Raw genomic sequence first — 21,183 nt, 5'->3', positions numbered from 1 at the left:
TCTCCTTTATTAGCCTACATTCTTTTGATCCATTGGCTCTTGATTGCCTTTTTTTCTGAATAAATCCAGTGGATTCATTGCAATAACCAAGATACCAAAAACCATCAATACAGCTGCAATCCAAACGATAGGAGGTAATGCCCAACCCTTCATACCGGCGAAAACTCCAAGTACGATCCAGCAGCAGAATGGTCCCCAGAAAGAGTAGGTACCATTACAAGCCATACCTAGAGCGGCACCACACATACTGTTACCTCTATACCAGCTCATGTATGAAATAAATGCACAAAAACCAGCTAAAGCAATCCAAATCATTGCAGGACCACTTGTAAATGCCTGAACAGCAAGGTCTACTGAAATTGAAACATCGCCTGACAACATTCCAAAAATAGGAAGGAGAATAATAAGATTCGAAAGACCTGAGATGCTTTGCCGAATCGTGATGCCGATCTCATAGTCAATCATGGATGTACCGTAACCTGCTACACAGCCTTCAAAGCCCCAGCCAAGAGCTGCAATAAAGGCAATACAAATACCTAAGAACATACCTTCTGGTGCATCACCGCTAATACTTGTGCTGCCAATCATAAAACTAGCAGTTACACAAATCGCTATCCCCAGCATCATCCGTTTCGTTAATTGCTGCTTAAATAAAATTCTTCCTAAAATTGCACCAATTGCCGGACAAAGAGCTGTAATAGGAATAACAATAGAACCAGCCATTTGAAGACCAACCACATAGGCTGTACTTGAAATAGGACCTCCTACAAGTGCTGCTAAAATCATCACACGACCTGGTTTGGTATTAAGCGTTCTAAAGAAATCTCCCATTTTACTTTTTACACCAATATTCAGTAATGCCCATCCCGCGCTGCATGTATCATTAACAGCGCTTCCAAGAGCACCAAGTAAATAAGTAATAACAAAGGCGGATAAAGCAGCTGTGTTGGCACCATACCAGTCACCCCAAACCCCCTTCGACATACCTAATGTCAGGAATGCTGAGTAGAATCCATACATAACACCTGAGAATAAAGCGATTAAGATACCCTTTTTAAAAAATTGTGATGCTAACTTATTCTTTGCTGTAACTGCAGCAGTATTAGCTGCTCCTGTCACTTCTTTCATAGACACAACTCCCTTTCTATTAAATTTTTAAATAAATTAACAATAAATATAAACTTATAAAGGTAATTTCTTGCTGAGATTTATCCGATCTTGATTACCTTTATAATTTATCTTTACTTGGTAAAACATTTTTTGATATTTCATTTTTCTAGAACAGCTTAATCATAACTGAACCAAGAATTTTATTATGGCATTACAGGATTAATTTACTGTAGAAAATCCTTCAGTTTTTTTTTGTTATTGTACAATCGTTACTTTTATTCCATTACTGCTACCTTACTTATATTTTCAATTGGATTTATAGGATTTAATAGAAGCATTTAACTCGATTTTTTCTATTCAAAAACAAAAAAACGCCTTGAATTCTCAAAGCGTTTATCTGGTCAATAAAAATATAAAATTAGTTATCTAGACTTTTACCATATCGGCAATTGAACAATCTGATGAAAAAGTGAGTGCCCTGACATTTTTTCGAAAGCGTTCATATCTATAGACGCAATAGTCGAGGAAATCGTCACCATTATAATGTCTAATCAGTGCCCATACTGTCCAAAGCAAATCTTGTGCTAAAATAAATGATTTTATCTTTAATACTTCTACAGTAGCCGGTATTCGGCCATAGTATTCCAAAAGAAGATATTCAATGGATTCCTCAGTGAGTTTTGATTCAAGAATATACGCAGCCACATCCCAGCTTGGATCGTTCATTCCTGAGTATTCCCAGTCTATCAGAAAAGCTCTGCCATTGTCGTTAACCAAGATGTTTTCAGGTACTGTATCATTATGACAAGGACAAGAATTTGTAGAAGTAATATTTTTATGAGCAAATTCTAGCAGCTTATTTTTTAAGTCAGCATAGTCAAAGAAAAAATCGCCGTTAAGCTCTCTCACTATCTCTTCATATTTTTGTAATTCCTTGTGCCATTCAAAGGAATTAGGAAAACGAACTGGGCTTGAGTGAATTTTTTTCATCAAACTTGATACAGCTCTCAAGTTTCCCTCGCTGCATGGGTCAGTAATAGCCACGTTTTTACTATTTTTAATGTATGCACTAATTTTAATTCCACTGAATTCATCAAAATAAACAACCTCAGAATTCAAGCCAAGCTCTGAAGCGAGCTTATTGTTAACCTTTTCAATTTTTCGGTCGATGATCTGATTGGTCATTCCACCTGGCTGCCGAATTACATATTCAGTTCCTTTAATGTTCATAATGTAGTTGTAATTGGTGAGCCCGCCTGCAAAACGGGATTTATCGAATATAATGCTGTCATCATTAAATAAGAGACGAAGCTTTTCTTGTACTATTTCTTCCATTTTCATACCTTATCCCACCAATGCACATTAAAGTCTATTTATTAATTAAGAGAATACAAGCAACGGATCGACGAAACAGTTTGAACCTTTAAATAGCTAATTTAAACATTCAAATTATAGCAATAATATTTACCCGAATCAATGCATTGTTTCCATGTCCTTACAGCCCTTGTTAACCTTCAATATAACGATTGTTCAAGAAAAGAGATTATGTGCAATGTCTAATTTCATTAGGATAGATAATGCTATATCCTTATAGCGAATCTTCAATATATTAATCATTTAATATGCTATCATATGAGCATTATTAATCATCTTAGGAAAGATAACCAACAGAGTAAATGCAATAAATATAAAAAAAGAGTAAGTTCAATGGGAGGGAACTATCATAGAAGAAACATTTTTGCTTAAAACCAAGGTCAATTTTAACAATCAATCCCTAAAGTCTTTAAGTAAGATTAGTGGAAATAGAGCATTTATTGTGTCGGACTCTATCATGGAATCTCTGGGATATCTTCAAGAGGTGGTTAATCACCTAAATGAAGCGGGAATTAGCTCAACTGTTTTTACAGGGGTGCGCCCTGATCCGGATGTAAGTTTAATTGCAGATGGGCTGAAGCTTTACAGAAATAGTGGTGCAGATGTTCTCGTTGCGATTGGCGGAGGCTCTGCCATAGACACGGCTAAAGGTATCCTTTATTTCATGCGAAAGTTTGGAAACATTGAAGGATTAGAAATAAAAAAACCACTCTTTATCGCAATCCCTTCTACTAGTGGAACAGGCTCAGAGGTAACCGACTTTACTGTGATTACCTCTGAAGGTGAAAAAGTAGTCATAATTGATGAATTGATCTCACCAGACATAGCGATACTTGACTCTACCTGTATTCAACATGTTCCTCAACGTGTGGCAGCAGATACAGGGATAGATGTTTTGGTTCATGCCATTGAGGCCTATGTTTCAACAAAAGCAACCGACTTTACCGATGCTCTAGCAGAAAAAGCAATTAAACTTATATTTGAAAACCTTGAGTCGCTTTACAAGGACACAAAGAATGACCAAGCAAGAGATCGAGTCCTAAATGCTTCCTGTATAGCAGGAATGGCCTTTACAAATGCGGGTCTTGGCATCAATCATAGCCTTGCACATGCTTTAGGGGGAACATTCCACATTTCTCACGGTCGCTCGAATGCGCTTTTGCTTCTAGCGGTTATCGAATATAATGCCGAGCTAAGCGGAAGTGCGAGCGGTTACGCTGCCGAGAGATACTCAAAACTGGCAAAGATTCTAGATCTTCCAGCCAGGACACGTCGTGAAGGAACCGTTAATTTCATACTGGCTATAAAGAAACTGATAAAAGCACTAGGAGTCGAAGAGAATATAAGGGCCCTCGGTGTGGATCAAATCGAGTTTGAAAAAGCAGTAGAACAAATGAGTGAAACCGCTGCGCAAGATCGGTGTACCCCAACCAACCCAAAGCAGCCTTCAAAGGAAGATTTGATACGAATTTATCAAAAGTGTTATTGATTAAGTAAAATATTTTTAAAAAAAGTAAGTTAATTTCTAACCTCCCAATTGTTTTTTCAATAGGGAGGTTTATTTTTGTTCTAAATTAGCATAGGCAAATTCAAAAATGAGATGGAATCTTCACAATAAGCTTTAAAAATGCTATTTTTCTTTTGCTATAATATGAAAGGATGGTTCTTTCTAACCTTTACTTACTCTTATTATTAACTGCTGGCCGGGAGGTGAACTAGAATGAAGACAACCGATAATTCTCTTAATAAATTAATTGCTTCTAATATATATGCCCGCTATAGCGGTATTTTATCCTTATCAGATATTTCCTTGTTTTTGGTAGATACTAATGGGCAGATTTTGCTGGAGTTAATCCCCTCACCCGATTTTTGCACCCATATATGCCGAGAACGTGGAGATCAGGTATGCCCCGACTACAGTTGCCGGTTTAAATCAGGCGATGAGGGCAGCTTTGTCTGCAGATATGGTCTCGAAAACATCCTTTTGCCTATTAAGGTACAGGATGAGACTCTTGGATATATAGCCGGTATGCAGGTATATTCACAGGATACCGAATATCAAAAATATATGATTGATATTCAGTCTCTTAAAAATGAGAAAAATGCAGAATTAGAGTTTATAGCTAAATCAATCTCTTCATTGAAAACTGTCGAACCTAATAAAATTAAAATACATGAACAATTATGCAGCCACATTGCTAACAATATTTCGATTGACTTGTCGGAAAGTGTTAGTCATGCTAATTCCGATGTAGCAAGGTTGTCGATTGAAAAGGAAATGCTTGAGAAAAAGATTATCGATTTAGAAGCGAAGAACATGTCGCTAGTCATCAATCCACATTTCTTGTTCAATACATTGAATTGCATTGCCCGTATTGCATATTTTGAGCATTCCCACACAACCGAGGAACTGATCTACTGCCTGTCCGATTTGCTGCGATACAATTTAAAGCAGGAAAATAAGCTGCATACCATTGCTTCTGAAATAGATAACATTGAGAAATATCTATACATACAAAAGGCACGATTTAAAAACCGTTTGGAATATCACATTGATGTCCCAGAAAAAATTAAGTCCTATAGAATCCCTAACATGGTAATACAACCTATTGTTGAAAATGCACTTATTCACGGCATTACTCCAAAGCGTGACGGAGGTAAAATCAGTATTTACGCGGAAGAAGCTAATAAGGTAATTATTATTTCGATTGCAGATAATGGGAATGGTTTTCCAAAGGATGTATTAGCTAAGATACAAAAAGATGAAAATAATACGGGTCTAGGGTTTCGGAGTACGAACCAACGTTTAAAAAGATATTATGGGGAATGTTACGGATTAGAAATCGTAAAATCTGACTACAGCGGAAGTACGGTTACCATAAAAATTCCCACTCAACCGATAGGAAGGTGCTAGCGATGAACGTTGTCTTGATTGTCGAAGATGAAATACTTGAGCGGGAGTTCCTTACATTGCTTGTACGAGATGAGCTTCATAAGGACGATAAGCTGTTAACTTGTGAGAGCGGAGCTCAGGCTATTCAACTTGCAAAACAGTATCGGCCCAATATCATTTTAATGGATTTGATGATTACCGAAATAGATGGGCTAACTGCCATTGAGGAAATCAGAAAATTTTTGCCTAACTCATGTATTACGATTTTGACAGCCTACTCAGAGTTTTCATATGCACAAAAAGCGATTAGCCTTAAAGTTTTCGAATATCTTTTAAAGCCCGTTAAACCTATTTTGTTCAAAGAAATATTTAACAAAATGTTGAAAACGTTATCAAACGATACAGTACTAGTTGAGGAAAAGCCGATGGAATTGAGCCTAGAAACAACGGAAGATCGACATTACTTTATCGAAGAATCCATAAAATATATTAAAGAGCATTTCAGGGAAAAATTGACTTTGGAAATGGTTGCATCAAAGGTGTTTGTGAATCCCAAATACTTTAGCCATGTTTTTAAAAAGGAGAAGGGTGTCGCTTTTACTGATTATATTAATCAACTGAGAATGGAATATGCCTGTAGATTGTTAGAAATCACTAATTATCAAGCTTACCGGATTTCATATGAATGCGGCTTCTCAGACCCTTCATATTTTAACAGAGTATTTTGTGCAAAAATGAACATGACTCCCCAAGCGTATAGAAAATATGTTCATGCATTAAAACAGAGTGATTCAACTAGTAAAATTAATGTTGGCTGTTAATATTAAATAGTATTCCCCACCTCCAACATTTTGTTTATTGTTACCGACACTGACTGCAAATCTCTTTTAATAGAAGGTTTGCAGTTTTCTTTTATGTTAGGTTAACATTCGGAAGATTTAAGTAGTGAAAAAAGAGGAACCATATAATTAGTCCCTCCCGTTACCTTATATTTTTTGCTCTGCTTCATAATCCAAGACAGTAATATTTCGTTTAAGTAATTTAGTTTGAAATAGCATATAGAAACATCCAATTCCTACCCATACAATTCCTCCGATCAGTGCATCGACATGAAGGTTATACCATAGGATTCCTGTTGAACCAGCTCCTAATATTGGCATAATTAGATAGGAGAAAATATCTTTTTTCGTTTTGTATCTTTTTTGGCGGAAAATGAAATAGGCGATTACTGATAAATTCACGAATGTAAAAGCAATTAACGCTCCAAAGTTGATAACGGCGGAGATTAATTCTAAGCTGGGAGAAATGGCAAGGAGAGAAACTAATCCTACTAAGATGACATTAAAGACAGGCGTCCTAAATTTAGGATGAACATAGCCGAATAACTTTCTTGGCAGTACACCGTTTCGCCCCATAACATACAAGAGTCTCGAAACGCTGGCATGCGAGGCAAGGCCTGAAGCGGCTGTAGCAGCAAACCCCCCGGCTACAAATAGCAGTTTGAATAATGTACCGCCTACATAATAGCCGATTTCAGGCAATGGGTCATCAACGACGGAGAATTTTGAATTATCCGGAAATAAAGCTTGTGAAAAATAAGCACCAATTAAGAATATTGCCCCGCCAAGTAGGACTGTCAACATGATCGCTCTAGGCAGTGTTTTGTCATCCTTGGCTTCCTCGGCATACATAGTAACAGCATCAAACCCAATAAAGGAAAAACAGACCACTGTGGCCCCTGTTAAAATATGACCAAGCTGTAAATTGGAATGAAATAGTGGTTCCGTGGTAAAGACTGTTCCCTGTCCCATACCTTGCATGAGCTTAATAATGGCAAGGACAACAAAGGCCCCAATTAAGACCGTTCCGAATATAACGAGTATCGCATTCAAATTGGATGTATTCCTCATACTCCAAACATTAAAGGCTGTGACGATGGCCACATATACCACTACCCATACCCAAGCAGGGACTTCAGGGAATAGGGCAACCATATAAATACGGATAATCAATGCATTCACCATCGGCAGTAATAAATAATCCAGTAAAGCTGTCCAGCCGACTAGAAATCCGAGATGTGGGTTCATGGTCTCTCTAGTATAGGTATAAGCCGACCCTGCGCTAGGGAACACCTTGACCATCTTCCCGTAACTTATTGCTGTTAACGCCATAACAATCAAAGCAGTGATGTACGCAAGTGGAACTAAACCATTCGTTTCTTTAGACACAATCCCAAAGGTATCAAAGACAACAGTAGGGGTCATATAACCTAATCCTAGTCCAACGATTGCCCACATTCCAAGTGTCCGTTTAAGAGTAACATTCTCCAACCTTACCATCTCTCCTTTAATTGGTGATGAAAGCGATTTCATTTTTTGTTAACAACCTACTTGAAAAACGAAAGACTTTAATTAATTACTATTTACCCATTCCATAAAAGTCGCAAAATACATGGATTCATGGTCCGTAGGAATATAATTAGGTAAGATATATTTATATAGAAATCCATTTTTTAATTGAAATGTTAATACAGGATCAAATATATTATTCTGTATTACTTTGCTCACATAATTATCCGCTGTTAATTTGTCAGCATATTTATGATAGTTTGGAATTCTCCCACCAAACATAACAGAATGTAAGCCGAGATTTTCACATAATTTTCTTCGAGTATTATAAAAACCCTTACCAATTTTCAATCCTCGAAATTTTGGATGTACAATTACATCTATTCCGTATAGGTTTTTTCCATTAGGGTTGTGGTTCCTGATATTACCATTGTCTGATATCTCAGCCAACGTATGATACTTAGGATATTCTTCAATATTCACGATTACACTTGAGCATGAACCGATGATTTCACCATTAAATTCAACACAAAATTGTCCTTTCGGAAAATGTTCAATTTGACTTAAAAAATTTTCTTTTGTAAAAGCTATTTCAGGAGGATCAAAACATTTTCGTGCAAGTTCAGCTATTCGTTCTGCGTCCTCCGGGCGACTATTACGTATGATTAGATCTGTATTGTTTACTATCTGCTCCTCCTTAAATTCTAAATTCCTATTTTCATTACTCATAACATATCCTCCTCACTCACTTTGTAGAAGAACTATCCAATAAGGATCGAAACAAACTTCTTTTCAAGATACTCTTGAATACCTTGTTTTCCTCCTTCTTTTCCAATTCCGCTTTCTTTGAGACCACCAAAAGGAGATTGAGTAACAATAGGGGCCGGGTCATTTATGCCAACAATTCCATAGTCTAGTTCACGCATCATACGTAACCCTCTACCCAAATCACTTGTATAGCAATACGCTGCAAGCCCATAGTTTGTATTATTTGCTTTTTCAATCACTTCTCCTTCACTTTTGAAAGTGAAAATGGGTACAACTGGACCAAAGGTTTCTTCCTGTGCAATTTTCATCCTGTCATTCGCATGATTAATGACTGTTGGTTTATAAAAACAACCATTTAGATTTGAAAATTCCATCCTTTCCCCACCACAAAGAATTTCTCCATTATGTGCAATAGCATCTTTCACATGACTATCGACCTTTTTTAAAGCCTGTTCATTAATAAGAGGGCCTACTTGAGTGCTTTCATTTAGGCCATTCCCGACGATTAATTGTAAAGCTTTCGCTGCAAGCTTTTCCCCAAATTCCTCTGCAATTTCCTCTGCCACATAAATACGATTTGTACAAATACATGTTTGGCCATTATTCACAAATTTTGTACTGATTGCTCCTTCAACAGCAGCATCCATATTTGCATCTTCAAACACGATAAACGGCGCATGGCCTCCGAGTTCCATTGAAATTTTTTTTACTGTGTCCGCTGAATCTCGTATAAGTTTTTTCCCAACAGTTGTTGACCCGGTAAAGGTAATTTTACGAACAAGCGGATTACTCGTTAATTCAGCACCAATTTCTTCTGCAGGGCCGATAACTAAATTGACAACTCCCTTTGGCAAACCAGCTTTATAAAAGCATTCGAATACTTTTATCGCGGTTAATGGAGTGGATGGGGCAGGCTTTAAAACCACCGTACAGCCCGCCGCTAATGCCGGTGCTATCTTCCTAGTTACCATTGATAATGGATAATTCCAGGGTGTAATCGCTCCTACTACTCCAATTGGTTGTTGAACCAGCATTAAATGTTTATCAATTTGTGGAGCAGGAATGGTTTCTCCATAAATCCTCTTTGCTTCTTCAGCAAACCACTCCACATAATTGGATCCGCTTATGATCTCGCGTCTTGCTTCTGTAATCGGTTTTCCCATTTCCTTCGTGATGGTTTGTGCGATTTCTTCCCCATTTTCTCTGATTAAATCAGCAACTTTCTTTAATAATTGTGCCCTCTCCTGACCAGTTGTTTGCTTCCAAGTTTGAAATGCATCGTGTGCTTTTTCAATCGCTTCTCTAGTTTCTTCTTTACCACAATAAGCTACATTAGATATTTTTTCACCAGTAGCAGGATTATAAATATCGAGCGTATTCCCAGAAAGGGAATGTCTCCATTCCCCATTTATATACAACATCACATTACCTCCAGCTATTAAACTTCTTCATAATACGACTCAGATGGTTTTCCTATGCAAAGCAGCATTTTCTTTTTCGATAGATTCATAATGATGGAGAATACGGTTTCCATACGCCTATGCTCTGGCACAAACTCGTTTTCAAAGTGATTGATAGAATTTGGTGCATTAAATTGGTCCGAAAACCACTCTTTAAATGCCTCCATATTAAGAGGTTCCTTGTTCATTATTTTTCTGCTGATTAGTTGCTCTGCACGTTTTTTTCGCAGCATAGAATCTTCGAATATATACTCATTCATGTCGGTTAAACCATTCTTTTTTAATGAATGAGAAAGTAGATGATTCGTGTGAACCAATCTCCCATCATTTTCTCCAACCAAATCTATTCCAAACGGGGAAACCTCGACATTTACGGCTATCCCATTGCCTTTTTGGTCATCGTATCCAATTAAATAGCTGGCTGCAGCTGCAATATTTCCCCCCTTTATTTTAGAAATAGCTTCAGATAAGGAATAGGAATCCAACACTGCCCTCAGCCCAATGTGAATGGGTATAGTGTCACTACTTTTGTTTGTTAATAAGGCATTAAAACAAACACCTAACCCATTTGAATTAAAGCCAATTTTTCCAATCATCCCTCCTTCGGTCACCATTTTTACAATGGGCTTTGACGGTTTATGAATCTCTAATAATAATAGACTGTTTTTTTGCTGTGCTTTCCAATCCCAGTTTTGCCCAATAATGGTCTCTTCAATAAGTGGTGATGTAATGGCGATTGCTGTACAGCCATCCGAAAAATTACTGCCCTGATAATCGGCCAATGCAATCTCACTCCTCGCATTAAGGGCTAAGATATCTTCAAAATCAACCCCCGCTCCCTCTGCCACTCCTTCCATTTCCTCTATTAACTGGTGATCGAGCTTGTCTATAGCATTTACATGTCGTAATGCAACCTCTCTAGCTTGTTTCCATGTTAACTTTTTGTATCCATAAAAAAGTTTTTCATATGTTTCTAAGCTTTGCATTACTTGTTCACTTGCCTGCGATCCATACTGCCTTCCAATTTCTTTAGCGGAACCTTGAAGAATCAACTTTTTTATCATCGCTAACCACACTTTCTAAGCATTTGACCGCTTGGCACGATTTTAGGTTACTGATTTTTTCCCGTCTGTTTTGGCTGTTTATCTGACTAAATTCCCGTTTCCCCCATCAACTTTGGATTGTATTTTTCAGCCGAAACTTAGCACCATTTTTTTGTAAAAGTCGTGAGTGAAACGTCTAGTATATTAATAATCTCTTCCACTTCTTCTTTTTGAATAATAAGCGGAGGTGCAACAGCAATGATATTCTTACCTTCTGCGACCCGGATTGGCCGAATAAGAAGCTTGCGTTTAAAGCACTCCTCTCCTACCTTCGAGGCTGCCTGGACCGATATATCGAATGGCTTATCTGAATCTGGATCTTCATACAATTCAAAGGCAGATAGAAGGCCGATTGCTCGATCTTTAGTCACAATCTTGTGGTTTTTCTTTAAAAATTCGAATCCTTTTATCAATTCTAGTTCCATATTTTTGGTATGCTCTACAAGATTTTCTCTTTCGATAATTTCAATCGTTTTTAATGCTACTGCACACGATGTCGCATGCCCGCTATATGTGAAACCATGGCTTAATAGTCCTTCATATTGAGTAATCGTTTGATGAATTTCCTCGCGAAGAAGAACACCGCCTAATTGGGAATAGCCGCTTGATACCCCTTTAGCAAAGCACAATAAATCCGGAACAACCTCCCAATTATCAACGCCAAACATCTTACCTGTCCGGCCAAACCCGCAAATAACTTCATCAGCAAGGAAAAGGATCCCAAATTCATCACAAAGATCTCGAACTGCTTGAATATACCCATTTGGTGGAATATGTACACCACCTGAACCCTGCACAGGTTCTAGAATGATTGCAGCAACGGTATCAGCCCCTTCACGTTCAACAATATCCCTGATACATCCGTTATAATTCGGGTCATTCTTGTCTCCCATTTCACAGTTTGTCAGGTGAGGCTTCGCATGAAAAACCTCTGATATCGCCGAATTAGCAAATGTATGGAAATTAGGAATTGAAGTTGCTGTTTGGGCAGCAATTGTTACACCGTGATATCCATTCTCTAAGGCTATTATTTTCCGCTTCTCTGGCTTACCCTTTATTTGCCAGTAGAACCTCGATAATTTTATGGCTGTATCATTCGATTCTGATCCCCCCGAGGTATAAAAGACAGAGTGTAAATCTCCTGGTGCAATGGAAACTAACTTCTCTGCTAGACGAATAGCAGGTTCATTGGAATAGCTGATAAAATTTGAGTTGAATGCCAATTTTGCCATTTGATTTTTTGCTGCTTCGGCCAATTCTTGTTGGCCATGTCCTAAATTCACATTCCATAGCATTGATACCCCGTCAATATATGTATCACCATATACATCTTTAACATAGATTCCTTTTCCTTCTGAAAAAATAATTTTTGGACCTTGTTCTGCATGAGTTTTCGGCATGGTTGTAGGATGTAAGAAATGTTTTCGATCTAATTCCACTAAATGATCAATCTCAATTTGGTTTGACACAGTTTTAACTTCCATGCGTATTACCACCTTTTAAAATTTTTTAATGCCTCTAAAATCCATGGATTCATGATTTTCAACATTAATGAGGCATGAGAATCACCGTTCTCCTGATCTCTTTCTCTTACTACATATGCAATTACCGTGCCAAATTGAAAAATGCGCTATAATACTGTTTGAATCAAAAAAGCCTGCATGTCATTTCGCAAAAATGAGAAAAATCATACGTTTTCAGTACTGTTAGTTCACAATAGTCTATTTTAGGAGTTTACTCGTACAAGTTTCTCAATTTTCAGAAATTTTTCTCGAAATTGAGAAACTTGTTTTCTTCAATTTTTCTATAAAGCGTTGCCAAACTAATATTTAATTCAGCAGCAATTCGTTTTTTATCTTCAACTGTACTGCCATATCGATTTAACATCTCTCTTATTATTTCGCCTTCATGGTAAAGAAGTCTTTCTTTTAAAGTTGACGACCCCATATTTTTCTGTTCAGTTTGAATCATGCGTCTAGGAATGTTTTCTAGATGTAGTACTTTCTCACTCGACATATTAACTGCATATTCAACTGCATTTTCCAGTTCACGCACATTACCTGGCCAATGATAATTTTTAAAAATGTCTACAACCTCAGGTGAAAAAGAATGGATCATTTTACCCAGCTTTTGCATATGTTCTTTTAAGAAGTGTTCCATTAAGATCGGAATGTCTGATTTTCGTTCTCTGAGAGGAGGAATTTGAAGCGGAATAACATTTAAGCGAAAAAACAAATCAGAGCGAAAGGTTCGTTCAGCTACCATTTCCTCTAGATTTTTGTTCGTCGCAGCAATCACTCTGATATTAACAGGAATAGGACTTACACTTCCGACCCTTTCGATTTCTTTATTTTGGATCACATGTAATAACTTCACTTGAAGATGTAAGGGCATATCTCCAATCTCATCAAGTAAGATTGTACCGTTATCTGCCATTTCAAATTTACCTATTTTTCCATTCCGATTTGCACCGGTAAACGCCCCTTTCGTATAGCCGAACAACTCACTTTCTAGCAACGATTCAGGAATTGCCCCACAATTGACAGAAATAAATGGACCAGACTTACGATTACTTGAAAAGTGAATGGCTCGTGCGAATAGTCCTTTTCCTGTACCGCTTTCACCAGTTATTAAAATATTCGAATCACTATTTGCAACATGTCGTGCCTGTTCCTTTACTATTTTTAAGCGATCACTTTCCCCCTTTATTTCTGATAGGAAGAAAAATTCATGATGGTTTGTTAGGGAGTAAACCAACCTCCTAGCATCGGAAATACCTCGAAAAGAGGAGACGACGCCACTGACCTTATCCATTAATTTAATTGGTTTGGCTGTTACGATAAAATGCATTTGGTCGTTATTTAAAGGGTACATCTCTTCTTTTTCGACATATCCTGTACCTGTCTTCAATACATTCAACATGGGTGTCCCAGGTAAAATGGTTTCTAGAGGTTGTCCAATTAGTTTGCCTTTTGAACTCTTTAATAGTAATTCAGCTGTGTGATTACAGTGTGTCAGTATTCCACGCTCATCTATGGCAATAATTCCTTCATGAATCGATTCAATGATGGTTTGTAATTTCTCTGTCATAACTTTCCATTGTTTCATCATCGCCATTTCTGAAATCTTTGAAGCTAGCAATTCAGCCATACGATATAGAAATTTCAACATTTGATCTTGATGTTCAATTAAATTCAAATGCTGCTCTTGATTAAGTGCAATTAATCCGATTACCCCGATTGCTCTCCCTTGAAATCGAATCGGACAACAAATCTCCGCAATCTCTTCTGTTTCACCCTGTAAAACAGAAGGGTCATAGGTGAGATCCATTCGCGCGTTTTCTATAACATATTCCCGATTGTTTGTCAGGACTCTCCCGTATAAAAATCCTGCTTCTTTCACACCCCCCTCTTCTTTTGTATTAATTCTGCTTTTCAATTTCCCTGTTCCAGCAACAACCGTCATTGTCTCATCAACGATTTCCGCCTCAATTTTTAATGCCGCAGAAATTGCCTCCGCTACTTGCTGAGCAATGACCTGTATTTCTGATAACTGAGTCACTTTATCTCTCCTAACCAAAAAATTTGATAATGCACCATTGTTATTTCTATACAATTCTCATTATAGAACATTATGTCAGTCGATTTTTGTCTGATAACGTACTAATTCACCATGTCAGAAAAGGCTCGGAGTTTCTCCAAGCCTTTTCTTTTCTCTATTCAACACTAGAATAAATTTTTTCTACACTTTTAACATATTCTCTATTTTCTTTAACTCTGTTTCGATATAAGATCTACTATGATCAAGCCCAATAATGGCCACAACTTTTCCGTTATGATCCATTAAGGGAGCAAAACTTGTTTTCCATTCCCCGTAAATATCTTTATATAAAGGGGTTACTCCTGCTTTTCCATTCATTGCCTCAAATGCTACTTCCATCATTTCAGGCGGACCTTCATATAAATTTCCAGCTGGAATCACAAAATCTTCATCGGCTACAATAGTCAGCATTTTATTATTATCTAAAGCTTTAAAAATGTAGACCCACTCAATGATTCCTTCTTGTTCTCGTATTTTCGTTAATTTTTTCTGAACCTTGTTAAAAGTTGGGCTGGATAGTGAAACACGATGATTCACTAATTCAGAGATTTCTTCTGGAAGAATGACAGCGGATGTAAAAATAGCCATTGATCGTAATTGTTTATTTAGATGTTGCTCCAGTATGTTTCTTTTATTTGAAGGAGAGAGAGTTTCGTGTTGAATTTTCTCACGAATTTTTTTATATTTTCTACTCATTGTAGGTTGACTAATATCAAGTACTTTTGCTGCAAGTTTAACCGATTTATATTTATCCATTGCCATTTTAATTAACTGTTCTTCAATCATATCAACTGCTTCTTGCAGCGGCATAATGTGATCAATAATAGGAGGTTCCTTGATAACATCCTTTTTCCAAGGAATGTAATTGTAAACTAAGCTTGAGTCTACGTTCAATTCTCTACTAGTCACAACTATTCTTTCAATCGTATTCTCTAATTGCCGAACATTTCCCGGCCAATCGTAAATACACAATAAATCAATAGCATCTGGTAAAATATTGATGTTTCTTTTATATAAAGTATTATACTTTGCTATGAAGTGATAGATTAAGTACGGGATCTCTTCTACTCTTTCCCGTAACGAAGGGATTTCAATTGGTACTACATTTAAACGATAATATAAGTCTTCTCTAAATCGTCCATCTATGACCATTTTTTCTAATGATTGATTCGTTGCAGCTATAATTTGGACATCAATATGAATCCGTTTTGAACTACCTAAAGGGGTGACTTCTTTTTCCTGTAAAATTCGAAGTAACTTTACCTGCAAGTTCAGTGGCAATTCTGCAATTTCATCGAGGAAAATAATCCCCTCATTTGCTAGTTCAAATTTTCCGGGAGCACCATTTTTGTTTGCACCACTAAATGCTCCACCGACATAACCAAATAATTCACTTTCTAATAAATTTACCGGAATTGCACCACAGTTAACTGCAATAAAAGGTTTAGACCTTCTATTTCCTAATTGATGAATCGTTTTAGCAAACATTTCTTTTCCTACACCAGATTCCCCTAATAAAAGAACTGTTGTTGAAACTTTTGAAACCATTTCTATTGTGTTAAGTACATCTTTCATTTTTTGACTATGGACGACCATTGAAGGAGTGTGTGTTGTATCCGACTCATCGGTTATTTCAATTGAATCCATTAAATTATCGGAAATACTTTTTAATCCCCATAACATTAAATCTTCACTATTACCATTAGATATAAACACGGATATTAGAATAGTACTGCCATTCCAAGCCTTTAATTGAAGAGAGTGTAACTCTCTATTTAATAATAGTAAAATGGGATCTCCAAAGAATGAAATTTCCTCTAATTCAGTAAATGTTCTTCCTTTAAGTGAGGTAGAGTTTGTTGACCAAAAATTTTTCAGTTTTCCACTTCGAAATAAAATATTTCCTTTTAAATTCGTTACAATAATTTCATCGTAAATAGAGAGAAAACTAGACTGATATGCTTGAAGTAGTTGATCATTAGCCAAAATCATGGACACCACACATATAACCCTTCCTTCAACAGAATCAAAATTTTTAGATTATTCAAAATAAATTATTTCATATTTGAATAGAGATTTCAAATTTGAAATTAACTAATATTAACAAATGTTGAATTGTGGCGATTCTGTGAACTTTTTCGATTTGGCATAAAAATTGCTACTGTTTATAACAAAGGCTTAGAAAGGAGGATGTCGATAGAACTGGCACAATTTATTGCATGAATATTAAGTAAAATAATATCGTTTTCCAAATATTCAATCTGAAAATGATATTATTGTTCAACAATTAAAGGAGGAATTTATCGTGTACAAATCTACTAATCTAGATCTATTTCCCTATCCTTTTCACAATATTAAAGAAGATTCCAATTATCGGTATTCCAATGACTTAAGAAAACTTGAAAAGGATAAACAGAATTGTGTTGTAATAACACCAGAATATGAAAAACAAATAATAAGAAAAAGAGAATTACTGAAGGAACAACCTGAAGTAAGGTTCCAATCCTATCCACATACAATGGAAATGCAATGGGAAGTAGCAGAAATGCTGATTAATATGGCGATTGAACGCTATCCGGAGCACTTCCTAGTAGAAAAAAACGGTAATCACTGGACTTTTCATAATTTTATCTTAAATGAAACAGAATCTTTCATATTTGGTGATGCATCAAGCATCGATCTTGAGCCGCTTGATTTAATTGGACGTCATTTCACCACTGACTTTGTATTAATGGTTCAGCGGGATAACAATCTTTATTTGGAAGTTGCTCAAGAATCTTATGCTGCTTTATTTTCGCCTCACTGGAATAAAGGAATGACTTTTGACGAAATTCATGCACCTGTACCATTTGTGTCACGCACAGGTGTACCGCTGACTGAAAGAATTCGAAATTTTTTAATTCGCAATGTTTTCCCAGGTGAGCCTTGGACCAGAATTAACTGGAATTTGATGGCAAATCGTTGGGATGTTAACTATGAAACTTTTGATACATGGGGTCCAACACGCTTTTTAGTCACTCCAGAAAATGCTGGTAAACTAGTAAGACTTCGTGTAGAAGAACAATTTTTCTATTGTATGCCAAGGAGTAATGCGATTTTGTTCGTTTTAAATACGCAATTCCTTCCATTGGAAGATTTGGCATTAAAACCAGAATGGCTTGAGCAAACATACTCTATTCTATCAGATATTCCTAAACCAATGGCTGATTATAAAGGATTTACCCCATTTATTGAACCTACATTAGAATATTTGAAGAACTTAGTTGAAAAAAGAAAAATTACAAACTAACTAGGGTTGAACGATTGGAGGTATGTAAAGTGGTATACAACAGCCCGGTTTTATTCGAAAAATCTGAAACAATTGTTGAAAAATTCACAATAAGATGGGATCGAAGAAAATTACTGATTATTTCTGCTGAACCAAAAGAAGCTGACATAATCGAGCAATTTATAAATGATTTAAATGGTCTTAAAGAATATGAACTTATTGAAATGAAAGATGAACTACAATTTAAGAATATTAGCGAAGTATTAGATCGTCAAAAAATGGGAACACAGCTATATATTTCAGCTAAATGGGATGATGCAGTAACGATTTTCACGGCGGCAATTGATGCTGGTTTTTCAGAAGATGAGATTCAAACGCTTATTTCTGGCAAGAAGAGACGGTATGTTTATTGTATCAAATGCTATCATCTACAAGAAGTTGAGGCTGAAGATACGGATACGATTTGTTATCATTGCCAAATCAGCTTGCAAATAGGACCCTTCTTCTCAAGAGAGCGAAAAGGTTATATTGGATATCCTTATAATCCTGCTTTCGTAACATCAACTTAAATGTTATGTGAGAAAGAATAAATAAAATTGCAGACATGACGATGGGAGTGATTATTATGAGGGCATTCGGAAAGATAAAAGTAAATGTAGGAAAAATAATACAGGAAACAAAATGTGTAAAGCGCTTCCACTTGTATCCGGTTGATCTAGAATTACTGCCTGCATTTACTGGTGGTTCACATATCGCAACTTATGTAAAAAATGACGACGAGATTATTGAAAGAAATTACTCACTTGTTAGTCATCCAACCGACCGTACTCAATATGCTATTGCCATTCGTAAGGATGACCATTCAAGAGGAGGATCTGTTTATTGGCATGAAAAGATCAAAGTGGGAGATTGTTTAGAAATCAGTTGGCCTAAAAATCATTTCCCACTGGCTTTCAAAGCTGCTAAACATCATGTGTTTTATGCAGCAGGAGTCGGTATTACTCCATTTATGACAATGATGGAAGAATTAACAGCTGAAGGTAAATCATTTGAATTACATTATGCTGCAAGAACGGAAGAAGATTGTGCTTTTTATGATTACTTGAAGGCTAAATATCCTCGAAAATGTCACTTCTATTTCTCGAGAACGGAAAATCCTAATAAAATGGTACCTGTAACAATGGCGGAACATCGGATTGGCTCACATGTGTATTTCTGTGGACCAGCTTCAATGGTGAAAGAATTTAGAGAAGCAGCTGACTCATACGGTTACCCAAGCCGTTCTATTCATTTTGAATTATTTGCTCCAACTGATGAACGACCAAAAAATCCTTTTGTTGTAAAATTAGCGAATAGCGGTCATAAGGTAGAAGTTTCTGAAGAAGAAACGTTATTAGAGGCACTATTAAAAGCTGGGGTAGAAGCACCCTATTCTTGTAAAGTAGGCGGATGCGGAAGCTGCGAAATACAGGTAGTTGAAGGAGAAGTTGATCACCGAGATCACTTCTACAAAGATGAAGAGAGACATACGAAGAAAGTTATTTTAACTTGTTGCTCAAGAGCTAAAGAACCTGAAAAGGAGCTCATTTTACACCTATAATGGAGCCTTTATTCTGTAATAGATTCATAAAATTAGTTTACTGAATATTAAATAATTTTATATTGACACAAGAATATAATTACCATTTAAAGGAGGCTAAAAAATATGCAAGAAAATCTGAACAATAATATTAGCGGACCTGGGTCAGAACATCATGATAGTGATGCTGCACAACTGGCAGCACTTGGATATGAATCTGAATTTCGCCGCGACATGAGCCCGTGGGCAAACTTTTCGCTTGGGTTCACTTATCTTTCTCCTGTAGTAGGTGTGTACACACTATTTGCTTACGCGCTTGCGCAAGGTGGCCCACCTATGATTTGGAGTCTTGTCATCTGTGGATTCGGACAGTTATTAGTGGCACTTGTCTTTAGTGAGATTGTTGCACAATTCCCTGTTGCAGGAGGAGTATATCCTTGGGCACGAAGATTATGGGGGCGCAAGTGGGCATGGATGACTGGCTGGGTTTACTTAATGGCTTTGCTTGTGACGATTGCCAGTGTTGTATACGGAGCTGGACCTTTTCTAGCACAAGTTTTGGGTTTTGAAGTATCGGTGGATTCAACGATTCTTTGTGCAGTAATCTTGCTTGTACTATCGACTATCATCAATTTTCTTGGCACGAAGGTTCTTGCAGTTGCAGCAGTTATTGGTTTTACTGCTGAAATTATCGGTGCGCTTGCTGTTGGTTTTTGGTTGCTTATCACACAAAGGCACCACGGTCTTGGTGTGCTCTTTGATTCTTTTGATGCTCAAGGTAGTCATAGTTTCTTGTATGCATTTGCAGCAGCTGGATTAATTGGAGCTTTTTTATATTATGGGTTCGAAGCTTGTGGTGATGTTGCTGAAGAAGTACCGAATCCAGGCGTTCTTATCCCAAAGGCAATGCGTCGGACGATTTACATTGGTGGTGCTGCAGCAACTTTTGTTTGCCTTTCTTTAGTACTTTCAGTTGCTGATATCCCAGCAGTTATTTCAGGTAAGGACGTAACGCCTGTTGATACACTGCTGAACAAGGCTTTTGGTACTGTTGGCGCGAAGATTGTACTGGGTATTGTGTTAATTTCTTTCCTTTCGTGTGCAATAAGTTTACAGGCGGCAGCAAGTAGACTCGCCTATTCGTATGGACGTGATGACATGATTATAGGAAGCCGATTGTTAAAGAAATTTTCGGTTGCCCGTCACATTCCACCTTATGCGTTGCTTCTTGCAGCTATTGTCCCTGGTATCATTGTGTTGGGATCAAAAGTGTCTACAGATGCGCTTACAAAGGTAGTCAGTTTTGCATCATTTGGCATTTATGTTGGATTCCAAATGGTTGTTCTAGCTGCACTTCGAGCTAGACTAAAAGGATGGAAGCCAAGTGGTAAGTATCAATTGGGCAAGTGGGGGCTACCTGTCAATATTGGTGCACTTGTCTACGGAATAATCGCAATGATTAACATGTGTTGGCCAAGAACGCCAGATGCACCTTGGTATGATAACTATATCGTGCTCGCTTCAGGAGTTGTAGTTATTGTTGTTGGTATACTGTATATGATGATTCATCGCAGCTACGGGCATAGCAATATGCCGTATAATGATGCAATACCGAAAAAATATCTCTCTCATCAAAACAAGGTTAATGACATGTCAATGTAGGTTTGTTACTAACTCATA

At 37.0% G+C, this 21,183-nt stretch carries 16 protein-coding genes; 7 read left to right on the top strand and 9 right to left on the bottom strand.

Translation table 11 applies throughout. The features are described 5' to 3' along the window. Positions 1-9: 9 nt before the first annotated feature. Positions 10-1,128, bottom strand: coding sequence for a hypothetical protein (locus tag QNH20_RS10390; RefSeq protein ID WP_283922808.1), 1,119 nt, complete (start codon positions 1,126-1,128; stop codon positions 10-12). A 408-nt stretch (positions 1,129-1,536) separates the two neighbouring features. Beyond that, positions 1,537-2,451: a choline kinase family protein gene (locus tag QNH20_RS10385; RefSeq protein ID WP_283922807.1), complete on the bottom strand. Its 915-nt coding sequence runs from the start codon at positions 2,449-2,451 to the stop codon at positions 1,537-1,539. 397 nt (positions 2,452-2,848) lie between these two features. On the opposite strand from QNH20_RS10385, the gene QNH20_RS10380 reads away from it, so the two are divergent. From QNH20_RS10380 to QNH20_RS10370, 3 genes are all read left to right on the top strand, one after another. Beyond that, complete coding sequence (locus QNH20_RS10380) at positions 2,849-3,973, top strand: 1-propanol dehydrogenase PduQ (protein WP_283922806.1); 1,125 nt, start codon at positions 2,849-2,851, stop codon at positions 3,971-3,973. 231 nt (positions 3,974-4,204) lie between these two features. After that, a complete protein-coding gene (locus QNH20_RS10375; protein ID WP_283922805.1) occupies positions 4,205-5,398 on the top strand; it encodes a histidine kinase in 1,194 nt (397 codons plus the stop codon). A 2-nt stretch (positions 5,399-5,400) separates the two neighbouring features. Then, positions 5,401-6,198: a response regulator transcription factor gene (locus QNH20_RS10370; RefSeq protein ID WP_283922804.1), complete on the top strand. Its 798-nt coding sequence runs from the start codon at positions 5,401-5,403 to the stop codon at positions 6,196-6,198. A gap of 165 nt (positions 6,199-6,363) precedes the next feature. On the opposite strand, the gene QNH20_RS10365 is transcribed toward QNH20_RS10370, so the two are convergent. From QNH20_RS10365 to QNH20_RS10335, 7 genes are all read right to left on the bottom strand, one after another. Further along, positions 6,364-7,674 carry an APC family permease gene (locus QNH20_RS10365; protein WP_481858098.1) on the bottom strand — a complete coding sequence of 437 codons (1,311 nt, stop codon included), beginning with the start codon at positions 7,672-7,674 and terminating at the stop codon, positions 6,364-6,366. A 114-nt stretch (positions 7,675-7,788) separates the two neighbouring features. Next, on the bottom strand, positions 7,789-8,454 hold the full coding sequence (locus tag QNH20_RS10360; RefSeq protein ID WP_283922803.1) for a GNAT family N-acetyltransferase: 666 nt from the start codon (positions 8,452-8,454) through the stop codon (positions 7,789-7,791). Between the two features lie 32 nt (positions 8,455-8,486). Then, positions 8,487-9,914, bottom strand: a complete 1,428-nt coding sequence (locus tag QNH20_RS10355; protein ID WP_283922802.1) for an NAD-dependent succinate-semialdehyde dehydrogenase — start codon at positions 9,912-9,914, stop codon at positions 8,487-8,489. Positions 9,915-9,931: 17 nt separating this feature from the next. Then, positions 9,932-11,017, bottom strand: coding sequence for a C45 family autoproteolytic acyltransferase/hydrolase (locus QNH20_RS10350; protein WP_283922801.1), 1,086 nt, complete (start codon positions 11,015-11,017; stop codon positions 9,932-9,934). A 137-nt stretch (positions 11,018-11,154) separates the two neighbouring features. After that, the gene (locus QNH20_RS10345; protein ID WP_283922800.1) at positions 11,155-12,540 is read right to left on the bottom strand and encodes an aminotransferase family protein; all 1,386 of its coding nucleotides are present in this window, start codon (positions 12,538-12,540) and stop codon (positions 11,155-11,157) included. A 274-nt stretch (positions 12,541-12,814) separates the two neighbouring features. Beyond that, positions 12,815-14,617 carry a sigma 54-interacting transcriptional regulator gene (locus QNH20_RS10340; protein ID WP_283922799.1) on the bottom strand — a complete coding sequence of 601 codons (1,803 nt, stop codon included), beginning with the start codon at positions 14,615-14,617 and terminating at the stop codon, positions 12,815-12,817. A gap of 180 nt (positions 14,618-14,797) precedes the next feature. Then, complete coding sequence (locus QNH20_RS10335; protein ID WP_283923386.1) at positions 14,798-16,648, bottom strand: sigma-54 interaction domain-containing protein; 1,851 nt, start codon at positions 16,646-16,648, stop codon at positions 14,798-14,800. Between the two features lie 313 nt (positions 16,649-16,961). Between QNH20_RS10335 and QNH20_RS10330 the strand changes: the two genes are divergently transcribed. The 4 genes from QNH20_RS10330 to QNH20_RS10315 all read left to right on the top strand — a co-directional run bounded on the left by QNH20_RS10330 (position 16,962) and on the right by QNH20_RS10315 (position 21,165). Next, positions 16,962-17,945: a heme-dependent oxidative N-demethylase family protein gene (locus tag QNH20_RS10330; protein ID WP_283922798.1), complete on the top strand. Its 984-nt coding sequence runs from the start codon at positions 16,962-16,964 to the stop codon at positions 17,943-17,945. A 29-nt stretch (positions 17,946-17,974) separates the two neighbouring features. After that, positions 17,975-18,493 (top strand): dimethylamine monooxygenase subunit DmmA family protein, encoded by a 519-nt coding sequence (locus tag QNH20_RS10325; RefSeq protein WP_283922797.1) that lies wholly within the window; start codon positions 17,975-17,977, stop codon positions 18,491-18,493. 56 nt (positions 18,494-18,549) lie between these two features. Continuing rightward, positions 18,550-19,524 (top strand): PDR/VanB family oxidoreductase, encoded by a 975-nt coding sequence (locus tag QNH20_RS10320; RefSeq protein ID WP_283922796.1) that lies wholly within the window; start codon positions 18,550-18,552, stop codon positions 19,522-19,524. A 105-nt stretch (positions 19,525-19,629) separates the two neighbouring features. Next, positions 19,630-21,165: an APC family permease gene (locus QNH20_RS10315; protein WP_283922795.1), complete on the top strand. Its 1,536-nt coding sequence runs from the start codon at positions 19,630-19,632 to the stop codon at positions 21,163-21,165. The last annotated feature ends 18 nt before the right edge of the window (positions 21,166-21,183 follow it).

Origin of the sequence: Neobacillus sp. WH10 (assembly GCF_030123405.1) — a bacterium.
Lineage (GTDB): Bacteria > Bacillota > Bacilli > Bacillales > Cytobacillaceae > Neobacillus.
Note: the sequence above shows the minus strand (reverse complement) of the source record. Positions and strands in the feature narration are given on the sequence as shown.